This is a genomic window from Solidesulfovibrio sp. DCME (assembly GCF_049995385.1).
GTDB lineage: Bacteria > Desulfobacterota > Desulfovibrionia > Desulfovibrionales > Desulfovibrionaceae > Solidesulfovibrio.
The window spans coordinates 3,339,082-3,354,485 of record NZ_CP188261.1 but is presented as its reverse complement, the minus strand read 5'-3'; the positions used below and the strand labels follow the sequence as shown (position 1 = coordinate 3,354,485).

The 15,404-nt window shown below is 57.0% G+C and carries 12 protein-coding genes; 2 read left to right on the top strand and 10 right to left on the bottom strand.

Annotated elements, in window-relative coordinates:
- Positions 1 to 253: 253 nt before the first annotated feature.
- From ACP59X_RS14860 to ACP59X_RS14815, 10 genes are all read right to left on the bottom strand, one after another.
- On the bottom strand, positions 254 to 1,069 hold the full coding sequence (locus ACP59X_RS14860) for a DUF3987 domain-containing protein (protein WP_428569915.1): 816 nt from the start codon (positions 1,067 to 1,069) through the stop codon (positions 254 to 256).
- Positions 1,070 to 1,116: 47 nt separating this feature from the next.
- Positions 1,117 to 2,325, bottom strand: a complete 1,209-nt coding sequence (locus ACP59X_RS14855; protein ID WP_428558936.1) for an IS256 family transposase — start codon at positions 2,323 to 2,325, stop codon at positions 1,117 to 1,119.
- A gap of 123 nt (positions 2,326 to 2,448) precedes the next feature.
- On the bottom strand, positions 2,449 to 4,071 hold the full coding sequence (locus ACP59X_RS14850; protein WP_428559726.1) for a DUF3987 domain-containing protein: 1,623 nt from the start codon (positions 4,069 to 4,071) through the stop codon (positions 2,449 to 2,451).
- 11 nt (positions 4,072 to 4,082) lie between these two features.
- Complete coding sequence (locus ACP59X_RS14845; protein WP_323427970.1) at positions 4,083 to 4,289, bottom strand: helix-turn-helix transcriptional regulator; 207 nt, start codon at positions 4,287 to 4,289, stop codon at positions 4,083 to 4,085.
- A 708-nt stretch (positions 4,290 to 4,997) separates the two neighbouring features.
- Complete coding sequence (locus tag ACP59X_RS14840) at positions 4,998 to 6,140, bottom strand: IS4 family transposase (protein ID WP_428559724.1); 1,143 nt, start codon at positions 6,138 to 6,140, stop codon at positions 4,998 to 5,000.
- Between the two features lie 522 nt (positions 6,141 to 6,662).
- Positions 6,663 to 7,760 carry a transposase gene (locus ACP59X_RS14835; RefSeq protein WP_428559722.1) on the bottom strand — a complete coding sequence of 366 codons (1,098 nt, stop codon included), beginning with the start codon at positions 7,758 to 7,760 and terminating at the stop codon, positions 6,663 to 6,665.
- Between the two features lie 129 nt (positions 7,761 to 7,889).
- Positions 7,890 to 8,156 (bottom strand): hypothetical protein, encoded by a 267-nt coding sequence (locus ACP59X_RS14830; protein WP_428559719.1) that lies wholly within the window; start codon positions 8,154 to 8,156, stop codon positions 7,890 to 7,892.
- A 103-nt stretch (positions 8,157 to 8,259) separates the two neighbouring features.
- Positions 8,260 to 9,489 (bottom strand): tyrosine-type recombinase/integrase, encoded by a 1,230-nt coding sequence (locus ACP59X_RS14825; RefSeq protein WP_428559717.1) that lies wholly within the window; start codon positions 9,487 to 9,489, stop codon positions 8,260 to 8,262.
- Between the two features lie 370 nt (positions 9,490 to 9,859).
- A complete protein-coding gene (locus ACP59X_RS14820; RefSeq protein WP_428559715.1) occupies positions 9,860 to 10,297 on the bottom strand; it encodes a holo-[acyl-carrier-protein] synthase in 438 nt (145 codons plus the stop codon).
- A gap of 12 nt (positions 10,298 to 10,309) precedes the next feature.
- On the bottom strand, positions 10,310 to 11,035 hold the full coding sequence (locus ACP59X_RS14815; RefSeq protein WP_428559713.1) for a pyridoxine 5'-phosphate synthase: 726 nt from the start codon (positions 11,033 to 11,035) through the stop codon (positions 10,310 to 10,312).
- A gap of 221 nt (positions 11,036 to 11,256) precedes the next feature.
- Here ACP59X_RS14815 and ACP59X_RS14810 point away from each other — a divergent pair, with 221 nt between their 5' ends.
- Positions 11,257 to 12,597, top strand: coding sequence for a UDP-glucose dehydrogenase family protein (locus ACP59X_RS14810; protein ID WP_428559710.1), 1,341 nt, complete (start codon positions 11,257 to 11,259; stop codon positions 12,595 to 12,597).
- Between the two features lie 494 nt (positions 12,598 to 13,091).
- On the top strand, positions 13,092 to 14,963 hold the full coding sequence (locus ACP59X_RS14805) for a 3-keto-alpha-glucoside-1,2-lyase-like domain-containing protein (protein WP_428559708.1): 1,872 nt from the start codon (positions 13,092 to 13,094) through the stop codon (positions 14,961 to 14,963).
- The last annotated feature ends 441 nt before the right edge of the window (positions 14,964 to 15,404 follow it).

Sequence of the window (15,404 nt, the reverse complement as noted above, 5' to 3'; positions counted from 1 at the left end):
AAGAATAGAGTAGCGGCTGACAAGCTTGAAAAAGTACGACATGCCTAAGCAGGCATCATTTCTTCGCAGTTCGATGCCAGCAGGTTATGGGGCGGTGCATTCGAGACTGTTGATCTCTGGATGGTGAGGCCAAGTCCTTGGTCAGTAGTCTCCGCAAGACCGTCTCACTGGTGATAGTGCGCATTCTGCGAATATCGCGAATAAGGAGTTATCCTGTCGCCTTGTATTTGCTTGAGAGAATATTGCCGACAATTCACTCCCACAGTTTGGGATTAACTGTGAAGGTTGTGCTGGGCTTGCGCCCCGGACCTTTGTGAGGCTCAGGGGCCGTCTCGAAGATGAAAGCCCGCTCAATCAGGATTGAGAGCCCTGGATTGACTTTTTCCATGGTTGGGAAACGTCCCTTGACTTTTTCGAGTGTATCGCGGGCGCTGAACCGTTCCACCCGATCGCGTTTAATCCAGCGCAAAATGGCTTTGGCGCAATCCTGGGACGGGTCGGACCCCATGAGCCCGTAAGCAGCTTTGGCATGTTCGGCCAGGATCGCGGCAACAACCAGGGCATCTGTCATTGTGGCGGTTGCAATGGGCTTGTCCAGCGGATCGGGGACCGTCGCTACATGAAAGAGCCCGACCAAGCGTATGATCTGGCCCGGAAGTTTGCCTGCCCAGTCTGTCATGTTTTCGAACTGCCCGCCCGGCCCAAGCTCCTTTTCCACGCTTGCGGCATATTCTTGCCACTGTCGATAAGCCGTTTTATCCAGCTGGATATCGTATGGGATTGCCTCCCCATGGGTGCCACGCGCCCATGGCAGGTCCAGAAGCCTGTGGATTGTGTCCCTCCATGATTTCATCAATCCGGGATACACGGGCTTGGTTTCGACGGATCGCCATCCCAGGCGGCTTTGGGGTATGACATAGAGGAATCTTCCAATCAGACCTCGTCCTCTGAAGCCCGGACGATCGGCAAGTCCCTGGACGATTTCCGGCTGCGTGGAAATGACAAGCGTTAAATGCGGATCGTCAAGAAAGATGGAGTCGCGGCCTCGACGATCTATCTGGCAGGTCACGTCCGTCAACGTGGTGTAAATTCTGGTGTGCTTGAGGTGGCCCTCGGTCAGGCTGCTCTTGGTGGAATTTGGGCTGGCTGCGCCTCGTTTGGTTGGGTGTTGAGTTCGGCCATGGCCTCGACCTGCATGTAGCGGCTTTGCAGCTGCCACTCGTCGTTTTGCTCCAGTAAGATGGCCCCGATGAGCCGGATGATGGACTGTTCGTTGGGGAAGATGCCGACTACGTCCGCCCGCCGCTTCACTTCTTTATTGAGCCTTTCCAGCGGATTGGTGCTGTGCAGCTTGACCCGATGCTGCGCCGGGAAGGTCATGTAGGCCAGCACGTCGTGCTCGGTTTCGTCCATGAAGCTGGCGAGCCGTGGCCATTTTCCACGAAGCTGATCGGCGACATGCCGCCAGGTCTGGCTGGCGTTGGCCGCATCCGGCTGTAAAAAGGCCTGGCGCAGGGCGGCCGAGACCATGGCGTGCTGGGACTTGGGAACCCGGGCCAAGGCGTTTCGCATCCAGTGGACCCGGCAGCGTTGCCACGTGGCCCCGAACGTCTTGGCCATGGCGGCCTTGAGGCCTTCATGGGCGTCGGAGACGACAAGCCTCACGCCGCCAAGTCCCCGACGAAGAAGGCTTTTGAGGAAAAAAGACCAGAACGGCTCGGCCTCGCTGGGGCCGATGTGCAGTCCCACGATTTCTCTGCGGCCTTCGGTGTTCGCCGCCACGGCGATTATGGCGGCGACGCTGACCACCCGGCCGCCTTCGCGCTGCTTGAGGTAGGTTGCGTCCAGCCACAAATAGGGCCATTCGCCGGTCAGCGGCCGAGAAAGAAAGGCATGGACCCGTTCATCAATGTCCTTGCACAGCTTGGACACCTGGGACTTGGAGATGCCGGAAAGGCCCATGGCCTGGACCAGATCATCCACGCGCCGCGTGGAGATGCCGCCGATCCAGGCTTCCTGGATGACGGCCACCAAGGCGCGTTCGCTGGTCTTGCGTGGCTCCAGGAAGGGCGGAAAGTAGCTGCCCTGGCGCAGCTTGGGGATGCGCAGTTGCAAGGAGCCGATGCGGGTATCAAGGCTGCGGTCACGGTAGCCGTTGCGGTAGCTGACTCGCTCGGGGCTTCGCTCGTGGCGGCTGGCCCCGATGAGGCCGTCCACATCGGCTTCCATGAGAAGCTGCAGGACGGCTTCCGCCAGGGAGCGGAGAAAATCGCCGCCGTCGGCCTTTTGCATCAGCTCGATTAATGCCATGCTGTCCTCGGCCATCGTGGTCTCCTTTGGTTGCAGGTGCGGCGTCGTAACTTCACCTTACAGCCAATTGACCCGATGGCCACCTCGCCCATTCCGTCCGGGCCGGAGGCTCTCCCCCGGCCTGGACGACTTCAGAATTTACACCACCTCCGTGGACGCTACCATCTGGCAGGACTCCCCGGACCAGAACTTGAGTACGGCGTCGAGATTTGGGATGCCGTTGGAATATCTCCCGGACAACGTGTCAAAGAGCCCTCCCTCAGCCTCAAGTACCCCGATACGTTGTTCATGGCGTTCCATGAGCATGCCAAGGGCCTCTGGAGTGAAATCATCCGCGAGCAGGCGGGGCGATATGGGTACTTCAGGGAGTGCCCGTTCCATGCTCTTGATGTCCTCTATGAGTACATGACGCGCCTCGTCGTTTTTCGCTTTTGCAACCAGTCCGCGCTTGGCTTCTATGGCTTTCTCAAGGGTCTTTCGTTCGCTTGCAGCATCCAGGATGATGTCTCGCATTGCATGATAGTTGGCGCTTTGCCATTCGACTAAAGGGCTTTTGCATGCTTCGACCGTAGGACTTTTGCGCTCGCCGGGTGGAAGGGGGCATAATGCATAGATATTGAGTGGTTCCGTGTAACCATCTTTGATCAGAACCTGGATTTTGCGTTGGGCAGCTACGGCCACGGTTCCAAGGGCATTGCATAAGGCCAGCTCGAAGGGGACTTGCAGGGATTCCGACAATGCCAAGGAAAAGTCCCGAAGGATGCCAGGCACATGCTCCGGCGGGATCGCCGGCGGGATAGTGTTTTCAAAAGGGACCGGCGCGAGGCCAGACCCATGAGAAACACGGGGCGGCGCTACGGATTTCGCTGCACGTAGGCAAGTTCTGACGGCTTCGAGACCTTCGGTGGCCGCGAGGTCATTGAAATCCGATTTGCCAGCGGGGTCCTGAAATACAGGCACGGCTAAAAGGCCATTGATCGACAGGGCCGCTTCAGTGGCCTTTTCGATTCCCGGATTTTTTCCAGTGTTGACCGCTGTGGCGTGGTCATCATCAGCGCAAATGATAATGGAACGATTGGGGTAGAGTTGGCGCACAACCTTTGCCACGGCCTGGAGATTGCCACAGTTGAAGGCTACAAGAACAGTCTCCTCTGTGGCTGAATGGATGGATGCGCCGGTGGCATAGCCTTCAGCTATGTAAAGAGGGCCATTGTTGCCATCGATCCGGAAAAAGCCGCCCCGTACTCTCCCCCCAGTGAGGAATCGTTTCTCCCCCATTGCGGAGATGAACTGGATGGAGAGAAGGGTGCCGTTGGCATCAAACACGGGAACTATCAGCCGTCCGTCTTGGGCAATGCGGATGTTTCCATGTGGCCTGACGCCCTTCTTGACAAAATAGGGGTGGTCGCCAGGTGCGGGCCTAGCCGCGCCCCAAATGCTATGCGTGTTGTTGCGAGCGGTGGCGGCGCGTGCATCCTCAGTCTGCTGTCGTACTTTTCTCGCGGTCTCGATCTTGGCGCGTGCTTCACTTGAGAGCGGAACTGAGGTTTCTTTAGTCCAGACGGCCTCTTCGCCGGTTCGAAAGTTCCAGCAGCGACCGTAAAGAGGGAAATCGGGATAGAGCAAATAGGAACCGTCTGCGCCTTGCTCTTTGCCGACGGTGCCGCAGCGGTGAATCTTTCCGTCAGCGATGATGTCGGCAGGGCGCAGTGCCACGCTTTCGAGGAAGGCGCGAAATTCGTCAATATGTTCTTTGTGCATGGTTGCCGACCTCAACGAACTGACGACGCGGGCATGGTGTCCACGGTGAAGACCTTGCGGGATTCACGGAAGGCGTCCAGATCAGTGGGGTCGTAGACGACCACCTTGCCTAGTTTGGAATACCGGGGACCGCGTCCCTTGCAGCGCCAGACTTCGAGGGTTCCGGCCGAAACGCCCAGGTATGCGGCGGCCTCACGGGTGCGAAGGCTTCGAGGCATGTGACATCTCCTTCGGGTAAGTTAAACTCCCTATGGGATGCCGAAAAAATGAATAGGTATCTACGTCAGTGCGTGCGGGGTCTTACTGACAGTGGCAAGCGGCAGGATGTTCTATTGTCAGTGACAGTGTGGAATGTCTACGAGTGTCATATCGAAAAAAGATTAGCTAAGTGCGTGGACCTCTGAATCTGCTATGCATTTATGCGTCCCGGCAAGCCATCGCTGAAACTCTCTGTCTTGCTTGGAATCAATCCCAAGTTTGTTTAAAAAAACTGTTCTTCTTAGCTCGGTTATGGCAGTGGGGCCGCCGCAATCGTTCTCTTCGCAATAATCATATAGCCATAGGCCAATCATTCTTGCGGTGTCCCCTCTTGGTGAATAACTAATCTTTTTGTCGCTCGTAAGGATATAGTATTCGATGTCGCAGTCCATTTTCTTCTAATTTGTCGTAATCGACATGTTCTTTTGATCCGTACTTCATGTGTTGAAAGCCAACTACTAACTTGTATATTCTGATGAATTGTATGGAGAGTGGTTTGCTTATGTCGAAAGTTGCTGTTGCAAATCTTTCATTATCGAATTTAATAGCGTCTAAAGCCTCTCTGTGTATCCTATGGGTTCCTTCTCGTGGGGTGTAGTTGCTCAATTGTTCGATTAATTCTCCGCATGTTGAAAATCTATTTGGTATTTGATCTCATTTCTGTCCGGCTAATCCAGAAGAGATAGCTGTTTAGTATTATTGAATTTTACTCGTTTTCGTTGAGGTTCAACGAGATCGAGGATGCTGCAGCACTGAAATAGATTTCGTTGCACCAGCCGAGCCAGATAGTGCAGGCTGATGCCGATCTTTGACAGGAACTTCTGGTAGGTCAGGAGCAGGTACGCGATCATCGCCACGTAGACCTGGGACAGGACGGCATTTTTCGAGTTGCCGAGGAACGACTTGATCTTGAGGTTCTGCTTGATGAACCGGAAGAAGATTTCGACCTGCCATCGCTCCTTGTAAATGTCGGCGATGGTGCGGGCCGGCAGGGTCATGTGGTTGGTGAGGAATTCAAGGTAGTTGTTGGTTTCTTGATCTCGATAGCCAACGCGGCGCAAGGTCATGGTTTTTTCGCCAACGGCGACCTGGATGATGTGATCGGAGGTGACACCCGTTGCCCGATCAGTGCGGTGGCGCTCAATGACCCGAAACCGGGCATTGCTCTTGAGTCGCGTGACCAGGAAGACGTCGGATTTACAGAGCTGCCGAAACCACGTGTAGTCGTTATAGCCCCGGTCAAAGACCACGATTGATCCCTTGGGCAGTTTGAGCAGCTTGGCGATGTTGACCTCATGGCATTTGGCTTCGGTGACGGTGACCACAGCCGGGAGATAGCCGTCATGGTCTACGACTGTGTGCACCTTGATGCCTCCCTTGGCTGTTCGGAATTTGGCCCAGGGGAACAGGGTCAGGCACAGGTCGATGACCGATGCGTCAAGGCTGAACAGCTTGTTTTCAAAAGAAAATTTGTGTTTCGGCGCTTGAGAAAGACACCTCGTGTAGAGTTCGCCGAACAGGGCTTCGAACATGGCGTAAGGGCGCTTGTTGTTGGCGTCGGCAAAGGTGGACCGGGGCACAGGCTTCACGCCAAGATGGTAGAGCCGGCTGGAAGCGGCATTCATGCCCATGATCCCGTCCCGCAGGCTTTTGCATCCGGCCAACTGGGCGTGAAGCAAGTGGACGAAATGACTCCACGGAGAGAATGTTCGAGGCGAACGTTTTGGCTTATGTAGCTTAGATAACTTGGTAAATACAGATTTTGGCACCAGGGATAGGAATTGGGCGAAGACGGTGATAGCGCTTTGCATGTGCGGAATCCTCTTGCCGATTTGTAGGTGGGCCTCGCAACTCTACCATACAGCAACAAGAGTGATTCCGCATAGTTATAAAGGCAAAAAAGAAGTTCTATCCCCTTTAAAATAGGCAATATGATGCGCGCTGGTGCCGGTAGATGCCGTTGTGCAAGGATTTTTGAACTTAAAGTCATGAAGTTTAGTGTCAATTTTTACAGATTGATCGCCGAAGCGTAAAGGCATCAGGAATCTAGTCCAGTCGTCTCTCTCAGGCGTCAAGCCTTTTCTTAACCGGACAGTAATGATTTGATCTAAAAATTTCCCGATTTTTGATCCATACCCAATATGGTGTGAGCCGCCCATTTTCTTTAACTTGAGGGTTTTGCAAAAATAATACGAGCTACAGAATTAACACATTCCAACGGGCATGAGTGCTCATTTTTAAACACTAATGTGTTTTAATGCTGTCGTGTTTCTATTTTGCACATAATTCAGAAACGAATATCCTGATTTATGAGTATCAAAATCATATTGTTGCTATACTGTCAACAAACGAATCAATTGATCTGCTGTCAACGCAAGGATGCCAAACATAAGATGAGCAAAGACCTTAGGTCCACCGCGAACCATAAGACTTCTTCCGCCAAAATCATCTTTAAGACGGCTGTTAACACGTTCAGAATTAGTTCTTTCTCTGTATCGAATGCTAGTTGCTGGCTCCATTTCTTTTTTTATTCCATTGCGTCTTTTGTTAAAATCAATAATCGGAACGTGCCCCAATGAACGACTAAAGTCGCGAATTGTTTTGGAATCGTACGCTGAATCCATCAAGTCATAGAGACTTGTTACTCGTTCAGCGGACATTTTTGCCAACGGTATGGCTGCCTGACTATCGTGTAGTGAAGCAGAAGTAAGTATACAACTGATAGGAATTTGACCATCCGCCGAATCAATATGTAATTTATATCCAATCCATCGACGAAAATGCCCCTTACTGCTAGATTTAGCACCGATATCACATGCCATAGGAAGAGTCATTCTGGCTTCGTCGCTAGTCATTTCTATCTGTCGCTCAAGTAGCTTCTTTGTCTTTGGCTTTGTCTTGCTATTAATCGGCCGCCCCCTGCGGCGGCGTTTTTTGGGTTTGGGCGGATTCATTTTTTTAGTTGGTTTTTCTCTGGCGTTAATTTCTGTCGAATCACGACTAATATGCCCAATCAATCGTTCGCTACAATGTAGCCTGACAAGTCTTTCATGGGCATTTTGAGGCAAACCTTTTAAAGAGAATTCTGAAAATGCACGACTAAATACAGATTCATGCGGAATAGTTTTGTGTTCTTCAAAACCGCAAATCCGTCTAAGACTTGGCATCAATTGCAACGCTTCAACGAGAGCCCTTGTGTTAGGAAAATTTAAAACAGCTTTCGCAATAAACGCTCTGGCAATAGCTGCGCGACTATATGATGGCCTACCTCTTCCGAATCGAGGCAAATCCGAAATATGATCTTCTATGCGAACCAACTCAATAATCTCAACGAGTCTTTTCTGCTTATCTGTCAAAGAACCAAACTTTTCTTCTAAACATGGAATCAAAGAACCTTGTATGGCACCGAGGATGCGTGATAGGAGTCTCATGGAAGCTGGCTCGTGTGGTTTTAGTTTAGGTTTGTGGTGAACTCAAACTACCACATAACCAGCTTCCGTTCTACTCCTATCCATACGGTTTTGCAGGATTATTTAGCAAAACCGATTTTTGCAAAACCCTCACTTTTTAGTAATACTTGCACCTCGCATGACAAGTTGTATTTGTTTCCGATCGAAGTTGCTGTGAGTAAAGCATTTTTCTGTTTGGAAATTCTCTTCCCATGCATATGTTTGATGTTTTATTTTCGGCTTTGGCTCTCTGTTGTCAAACTCTGTCTGGAGGTCGTTGAGTTTGTCGAGGAGGGTGATGTATTTATTATTTCTGGCTAAATATTCTTCTCGAAAGAAGTGGTACCCTGCAAGCCATCTCCATTTTTGTGTCGGCATGTGCGGTATCCTTTTGTTTAATATTGTCTCGAAATGTATAAAGTCTAAGCAATCTGTTGCCGAAGTAGGATATCATTGATGAGTTTGATTGTCGTGCGTTTTTTTAAACGGACTTTGCGAGCTTCGCAATTTTCCGAGTTGGATGCTCCTTGGTATCGACCTTTGTCTGCGTTTCCAGCAACTCCGCCGCCCGGCAAATGGCCTTGCGCTTCGTGTCCGGCAGGAACTTGGCGTAGCGTCTGGTCACCTTAGTATCCTTGTGGGTGAGCAGTTCGCCGATCATGTCCAGGGTGAACTCCCCAGAATTGGCCAATGTCACGGCAAAATGATGCCTTAGGCCGTGAAAAATTCGAAAAGCTGGTGGCAATTGGGCCTTCTTTTTGATCCGGTACACTGCCGTGCAGTCGAAACGCAATTTTCCCTCCTTGCCCGGGAACAGATAGGGGGAGTCCGGGAACTTCGTGTCGCGCCATTCGATTTGCTCCTCAAGGAGTCGCCGCACCGGCTCGGACATGGGCACGCTCACTGTGACCCCACCCTTGGGGCCACGACCGTCCGCCCCGCGCAGGGTGAGGAGCCCCTGGCGGAAGTCCACATCACCGTCCGTCAGGGCGAATACCTCGCCCCGGCGCATTCCAGTGAACATGGCCAGCTTGAGCATCCTGGCTACGTCCGGGGAAGGCCAGTCGTCCAGCACCGACAGCAGGCGCTGCAAGGCTTCGGGGTCGAGGTATTCCGTTACCTCATTATTCTTACGTGGCAGCTGCATTTTGAAGGGCAGGGGAGGGCACATGCTGTGTTTGACCCCGAAATTGACAACACGGCGCAGGATTTCCAGCGCCGCCCACACGCTCGTGATGGACAACCCCTTCATGGCGCTTTCGATGCGGTTCATATCCAGGGGGGCCAGGGAACTGGCCGGGCGCCTGCCGAGGTGCGGGGCGACATGTTTTTCATAGCGGTAGCGGTCGATGACAGCGCCACGCCCCTTCATGCTCGGGCCTCGGGTTTCGAAGTAGGCAGCGGCGATCTCATCAAGTGTCCTGTCCAGACGCGCCTTCTCTTGTCGGATTTCCTTGTGCGTTTTCACCTCGTTTCCATGCCGCGCCACCTTGACCCGTTCGGCCCGAAGTTCGGCGGCCACCTGCGGGGTGTAGCCCTCGGACTTCCAGCCAACCTTTTCCCAGATGAGTTTGCCGTCGAGACGGAAACACAGATAGAGGCACTGGTCGGGGCGCCCCTGGAAGCTGCGTTTGTCGGAATCGTAGGCATAGATGCCTGGCCAGCGACGGGAGTCGACCGGATATTTGAGGCCATTTTTCCTGGCAGACATGAGGTAACCCTCCATTTTACCTAGGGATAGCGCTAAATTTTTTCTATCCTATTTCTAACACGGCGCGTAAAAATGACCAAATCTGGTTAAACGACTGATGGGTATGTAGGCGGGTTGACGTGATATTGTCAACTGAAATATAAGAATTTTTAAGCTGAGTTAAACATGTTAGAAAAAGGTTAAAACTCCGAGTTGTCGGGTTCGAGTCCCATCAGTCACCCCACGAATTTCCCTTGCAAAAGGCCCGGTTAGAAGCCGGGCCTTTTGTTTTGCCGTCTCGAAGATGCGTTAGCGGGAGCGGGCTTGCCGAAGGAATGGGCAAGAGGGAATGGCATCGATTGTCACTGCGCCCGTCTGGGACAGTCGAGCCCTACGTGTCCGCAGCGATCTCCCTGTCTGCCTTGGGACTGCGCTTTTTATAGCGCCCGCAGCCGCTGGCCAGCTCCAGCACCACCACGGCGGCGGCCGTGGCCCGTTCGTGGCTGATGCTGACATGCCAGGACGTGGCGCCAAGGGCCTGGACCCGGTCCAGGGCCGGGCCGTGGAAGGCGAGTGTCGGCCGGCCCAGGGCATCGGGCAGGATCTCGAGGTGATGGAAGGTGATGCCCTGGGCAAAGCCCGTGCCCAGGGCCTTGACGGCCGCCTCCTTGGCCGCGAACAGCCCGGCCAGTCGGGCCAGGGGGCGCGGGGGCAGGGTGGCCCGCTCGGCCGGGGTGAGCAGGCGGGCCACGAAGCGGTCGCCGAAACGGTCCAGGGCCGAGGCGATACGCGGCAATTCCACGACGTCCAGGCCCAGGCCCACGATCATGGCCGCGGTACCCTATTCGGGGAAGCCGGCGATGATGCCGGCCATGGTGGCCACGGCTTCGGTCAGGCCCGTGAGGATGGCCCGGGCGATGATGCTGTGGCCGATGGAGTATTCGCTGACCCCGGAAACGTGGGCGAAGGCGTGGATGTTGTCGTAGTCCAGGCCGTGGCCGAGGTTGACGCCGAGGCCGGCCTGGCGGGCGGCGGGAATGGCGGCCAGCAGCCGTTTAAGTTCGGTTTGCCGGCCAAAGGGGCTGACGGCGTCGGCGTAGGCGCCGGTGTGCAGTTCCACGAAGGCTGCGCCCGTGGCCACGGCCGCCTCGATCTGGGCCGGTTCGGGGTCGATGAACAGCGAGGTCGGGATGCCGGCGCCCTTGAGGGCGGAGACGAATTCGCCGAGTTCCTCCTCGCGGCCGGCCACGCCGAGGCCCCCTTCGGTGGTCAGTTCCTGGCGCTTTTCGGGCACCAGGCAGACCATGTGGGGTTTGAGTTCCAGGGCGATGGCCCGCATCTCGTCGGTGGCGGCCATTTCCAGGTGCAGGCGCGTTTTCACGGTCTGGCGCAACAGGCGCACGTCGCGGTCCTGGATGTGGCGGCGGTCCTCGCGCAGGTGGACGATGATGGCCCGGGCGCCGGCCAGTTCGGCCAGGGCGGCGGCGGCCACCGGGTCGGGGCTGGCGGCCAGGCGGGCCTGGCGGACGGTGGCCACGTGGTCGACGTTGACCGCGAGCAGGGGCATGGCGGACTCCTTTGCTGATGTGGTCTTAGGGTATGCTTTTTACAAATGCGAGGCAACGGGCCCAAGGTTTGGTGGGCTTGTTGACAAACGTCGGACCAATCCGTAAGTGCGAGTTCACCCCATCGATACGGGGCCAGGCAGCCAGGTGTGGCACCTTGCGCCCCATCCCTCAAGGACGCCGTCCGCTTCCGGGGGAAAACCCTAACAACGAGTACACGTGTATGAATCTTTGTATCGTAGGCACCGGTTACGTGGGTCTGGTGAGCGCCGCCTGCTTCGCCGAGATGGGCAATGACGTCTGCTGTGTGGACATCAACCCCAAGATCGTCGAAAATCTGCGTCAGGGCAAAATCCACATCTACGAGCCGGGACTCGAGGAACTGGTCAAGCGCAACGTGGCCGAGGGCCGCCTGCGTTTCACCACCAAGGTGGCCGAAGGCATGGAGAACGCGCTGTTCGTGTTCATCACCGTCGGCACCCCGCCTCGCGAGGACGGATCCTGTGACCTGTCCTTTGTCTACCAGGTGGCCCGGGATATCGGTGCCCATATGACCGACTACAAGATCGTCGTGGACAAATCCACCGTGCCCGTGGGCACTGCCGACGAAGTGCGCAAGTGCATTGGCGAGGAACTGAAAAAGCGCGGCGAGGCCTTCGAGTTCGACGTGGTCTCCAACCCCGAGTTCCTCAAGGAAGGCGACGCCATCAACGACTTCTTCAAGCCCGACCGGGTGGTCGTCGGCACGGACAACGTGCGTACCGGCGAACTCCTCAAGGCCCTGTACGCCCCCTACGCCCGCAACCGCGAGAAGGTCATCGTCATGAGCGTGCGCTCGGCCGAGATGACCAAGTACGCCGCCAACTGCATGCTGGCCACCAAGATCTCGTTTATAAACGAAGTGGCCAACATCTGCGAACGGGTCGGGGCCGACGTGCGCGAAGTGCGCATGGGCATCGGCTCGGACAGCCGCATCGGTTACCAGTTCATCTACCCGGGCATGGGCTACGGCGGATCGTGCTTCCCCAAGGACGTCAAGGCGCTCATCGACACGTCGCGCAAGTACGATTTCGAGCCCGAGCTGCTGGCCTCGGTGGACGAGGTCAACAAGCGCCAGAAGCACACCCTGACGCGGAAGATCGAAGCCTACTTCGAGCCCCAGGGCGGCATCAAGGGCAAGACCCTGGCCCTGTGGGGCCTGGCTTTCAAGGCCAACACCGACGACGTGCGCGAGGCCTCGGCCTTCGAGCTCATCAAGGACGTCACGGCCAAGGGCATGAAGGTCGTGGCCTTCGACCCGGTGGCCGGCCCCAACACCCGCGAGTTCTTCAAGGACAACGCGCTGCTGACCGTCGTCGACGAGCAGTACGCCGCCCTGGAGCAGGCCGACTGCCTGGCCGTGGTCACGGAGTGGAACCAGTTCCGCAACCCGGATTTCGGCCGCGTCAAGAAGATGCTCAAGGCGCCGCTGATCTTCGACGGCCGCAACCTCTATTCGCCGCCGCTTCTGGCCGACCTCGGCCTGGCCTACTTCTGCATCGGCCGCCCGGCTCCCCAGATCTAGGGCCGGCATTTCACGGGACGAGTCAAGGGGGCGGGTAACCGCCCCCTCAGACCACCGACAAACCCCCTTTCGCAAAAACGGAGGGGGGTTGTTTATTGGGGGCGGGTAACCGCCCCCTTTTTTGTCGCCTGGCGCCAGCGGCAGGGGGCCTGGTGTCGCGTCCTCAACAAAAGAGCGTGCTTTTTATGAGGGTAACATGCCTGTATGATTTAATTTTTTTTTGAATAAATACGGGCGTATTCGTTACGGGGCACAACACGAGCATGACGTTTCGGGCAAGGGGGCTGCCGGGCCTTTTCCGCTTGTCGCCGGCCGACACCTTTTCGCGGTCTGCCCGGTTTACAAAGAGGGGAAAAGCGGTAATCGTTGCCAGCATAGGAGTGAAGTAACCGGTTACCCGTGGAGGCGGTATGAAGACTTTTCCCAGGCAAACTGCGGCGTTGTACAATCCAGCCAAGAGGGGCCGGCCCGCTGTCGCGTACGGGCAGCGCCTGGTGTTGGCGGCCTGGCTGCTGCTGGCCGTCCTGGCCGCAACCACCCTTGCCGCCCCGGCCGCCCTGGGCCAGACACGGCGCCATTCGATCATGCACCCCAGTCCGGACAAGCTCCGCGACTGGAACGAAACCTACAGGAACGCTCCCTGGGCCTATTTGAACCCGTCGCTCAAGGCGCGGCGCGGCTCGCTGTCGCTCATGGCCTATTCGCCCTGGAATGCCGGCAACCTCGCCCAGCGGGAACAGCAATACTGCGGCGATTGCTGGGTCTGGGCCGGCACCGGCCTGGCCGAGATCGCGCTCAGTGTGCAAAATAACGTCACGCAGCGGTTGTCCGTGCAGCTTTTCAACTCCTGCTGGCTGGATGGCGGCAGCGTGGCGGCGTGTTGCGGCGGGTTTCTCCATGTTTTCGCCCACTATTACAATACGACCAACAAGTATATGGTGTCCTGGGATACGGCCAACGGCTGGTTCCTCGACGGGACGATCCAGGAAGACGGCGATTGCGGCAAAACGAACGCGACCTGCGCCACCATCGGCACCACGCCGCAGTACATCGTCGACGCGGCCTCGGTCTCCAAGGTGCCGACCACCGAAAGCGGCATGACCCAAGCCGAAGCCATCGCCCATATCAAAAACGTGCTGAACCAGAATAGGGCCATCGACTACACCATGTCCCTGCCGACCGGGGCGGACTGGGACGCGTTCTACGATTTCTGGTACAATCAGCAGGAAAGCGTCATCTTCGACCCAAGCCAGTACAGCGGCCAGACCTGGAACACCGATACCGGGGGCGCCCATGACGAGATGATCGTCGGCTATAACGACGATGACCCCGACAACAGCTATTGGATCGTCCAGAACAGCTGGGGGACGTCCACCAATCGGCCAAACGGCGTCTGGTATCTGAACATGAATACCAATTACGCCGGGTATTATGTCGATACGGACAGCGCGCAACAACCCCTGCAGCAATTCACCACCCTGGACATCACCTTCAGCCTGCCCACGGCCGCCGGTACCGTCAGCGTGGCCATCGAGCCGCCGGGCGCGGTCACGGCCGGCGCCCAGTGGCAGGTGGACGGCGGGGCCTGGCAGGACAGCGGCGCGGCCATCGCCGATTTGTCCGCCGGGACGCACACGGTGTCGTTTATGCCCATCACCGGCTTTACCGCCCCGGCCGACCAGACCGTGACCATCGCCCAGGGCGCGACCCAGGCCGTCACGGGTTCGTATACGGCCGAACCCAACGGCGGCGTGAACCTGCTGCCCCTGGGCCTGCCGGTGGTCGCCAGCGTCAGCGCCTTCAACGGCGGCTTCCAGAACCAGTTCACGACGACGCTTGGCAATTGGACCGCCAACGCGTTGGCCACCTGGACCGTGGCCAACGGCATGGCCAGTGTGACGGGCACGTCTTCCGGCAACTACCTCAATTTGACGTATGGCCAGGGCACGTTTTCCAATTTCGACTACAGCGTCTCGATGCGCCGGCTCAATGACGACTTCTCCGATGCCAATGCCATCTATTTTCGCGGCGTATCCACGCCGCAAACCACGACCGGCCGATGGGACGCCGGCTACCGCTTCGCGTTTGCCAACAATCGCAAATTCTGCATCAGCACGAGCGCCTCGGGCGGGGACTGGACCAACCTCGTGGACTGGACGGAGAGCACGGCCATCATTCCCCTGAGCTGGAACGTCCTGCGGGTGGTGGCCTCGGGCTCTTCCCTGGAATTCTTCATCAACGGCACATCGGTCTATACGACGACCAATACCCAGTTCACCTCGGGCCAAGTCGGCATCGAAATGTACGACAACGGCGGCGGCACCCTGGACGTCGACACCGCGCTGCTCAGCACGGTCATCCCCTAGGGCGTGTACAGGAAAGAGGTTGCCGGAATCGTTGCCGCGGCAACAACGCTGGCGGGGAGCCAGGGAAGCAGAATGTGGGCTCTTCACCCGTGCGGCAGGAGGCGAGGCCAATCGGGCACGGCACGGCCTCGCTACGGCAACGGCGCAGGCCCAGGGCCAGGGAAGAGGGATGCGGGCCGTCGCCCACGAGGCAGAGGCGGCGCCGACCGGGCACGGCAGCAAGGGCGTCGTGCCGTGCCCGGCGGCAAGGAGGGCAGGCCGGTGGAACGGCTGGCCACGGCACGCGTCGCGGCAGGCGCTGGGCCGGGGCGCCTTGCCGTCACTTGGGCCCAGCCTGTTGGGGACGCCGGAACCGGCGGCGCCGGCCGGCAAAACGCAAGAGGCCTCCCGCAAGGGCAGGCGGCAAGCGCGGCGACACGCGAAAAGGTGACTGGTGTATTG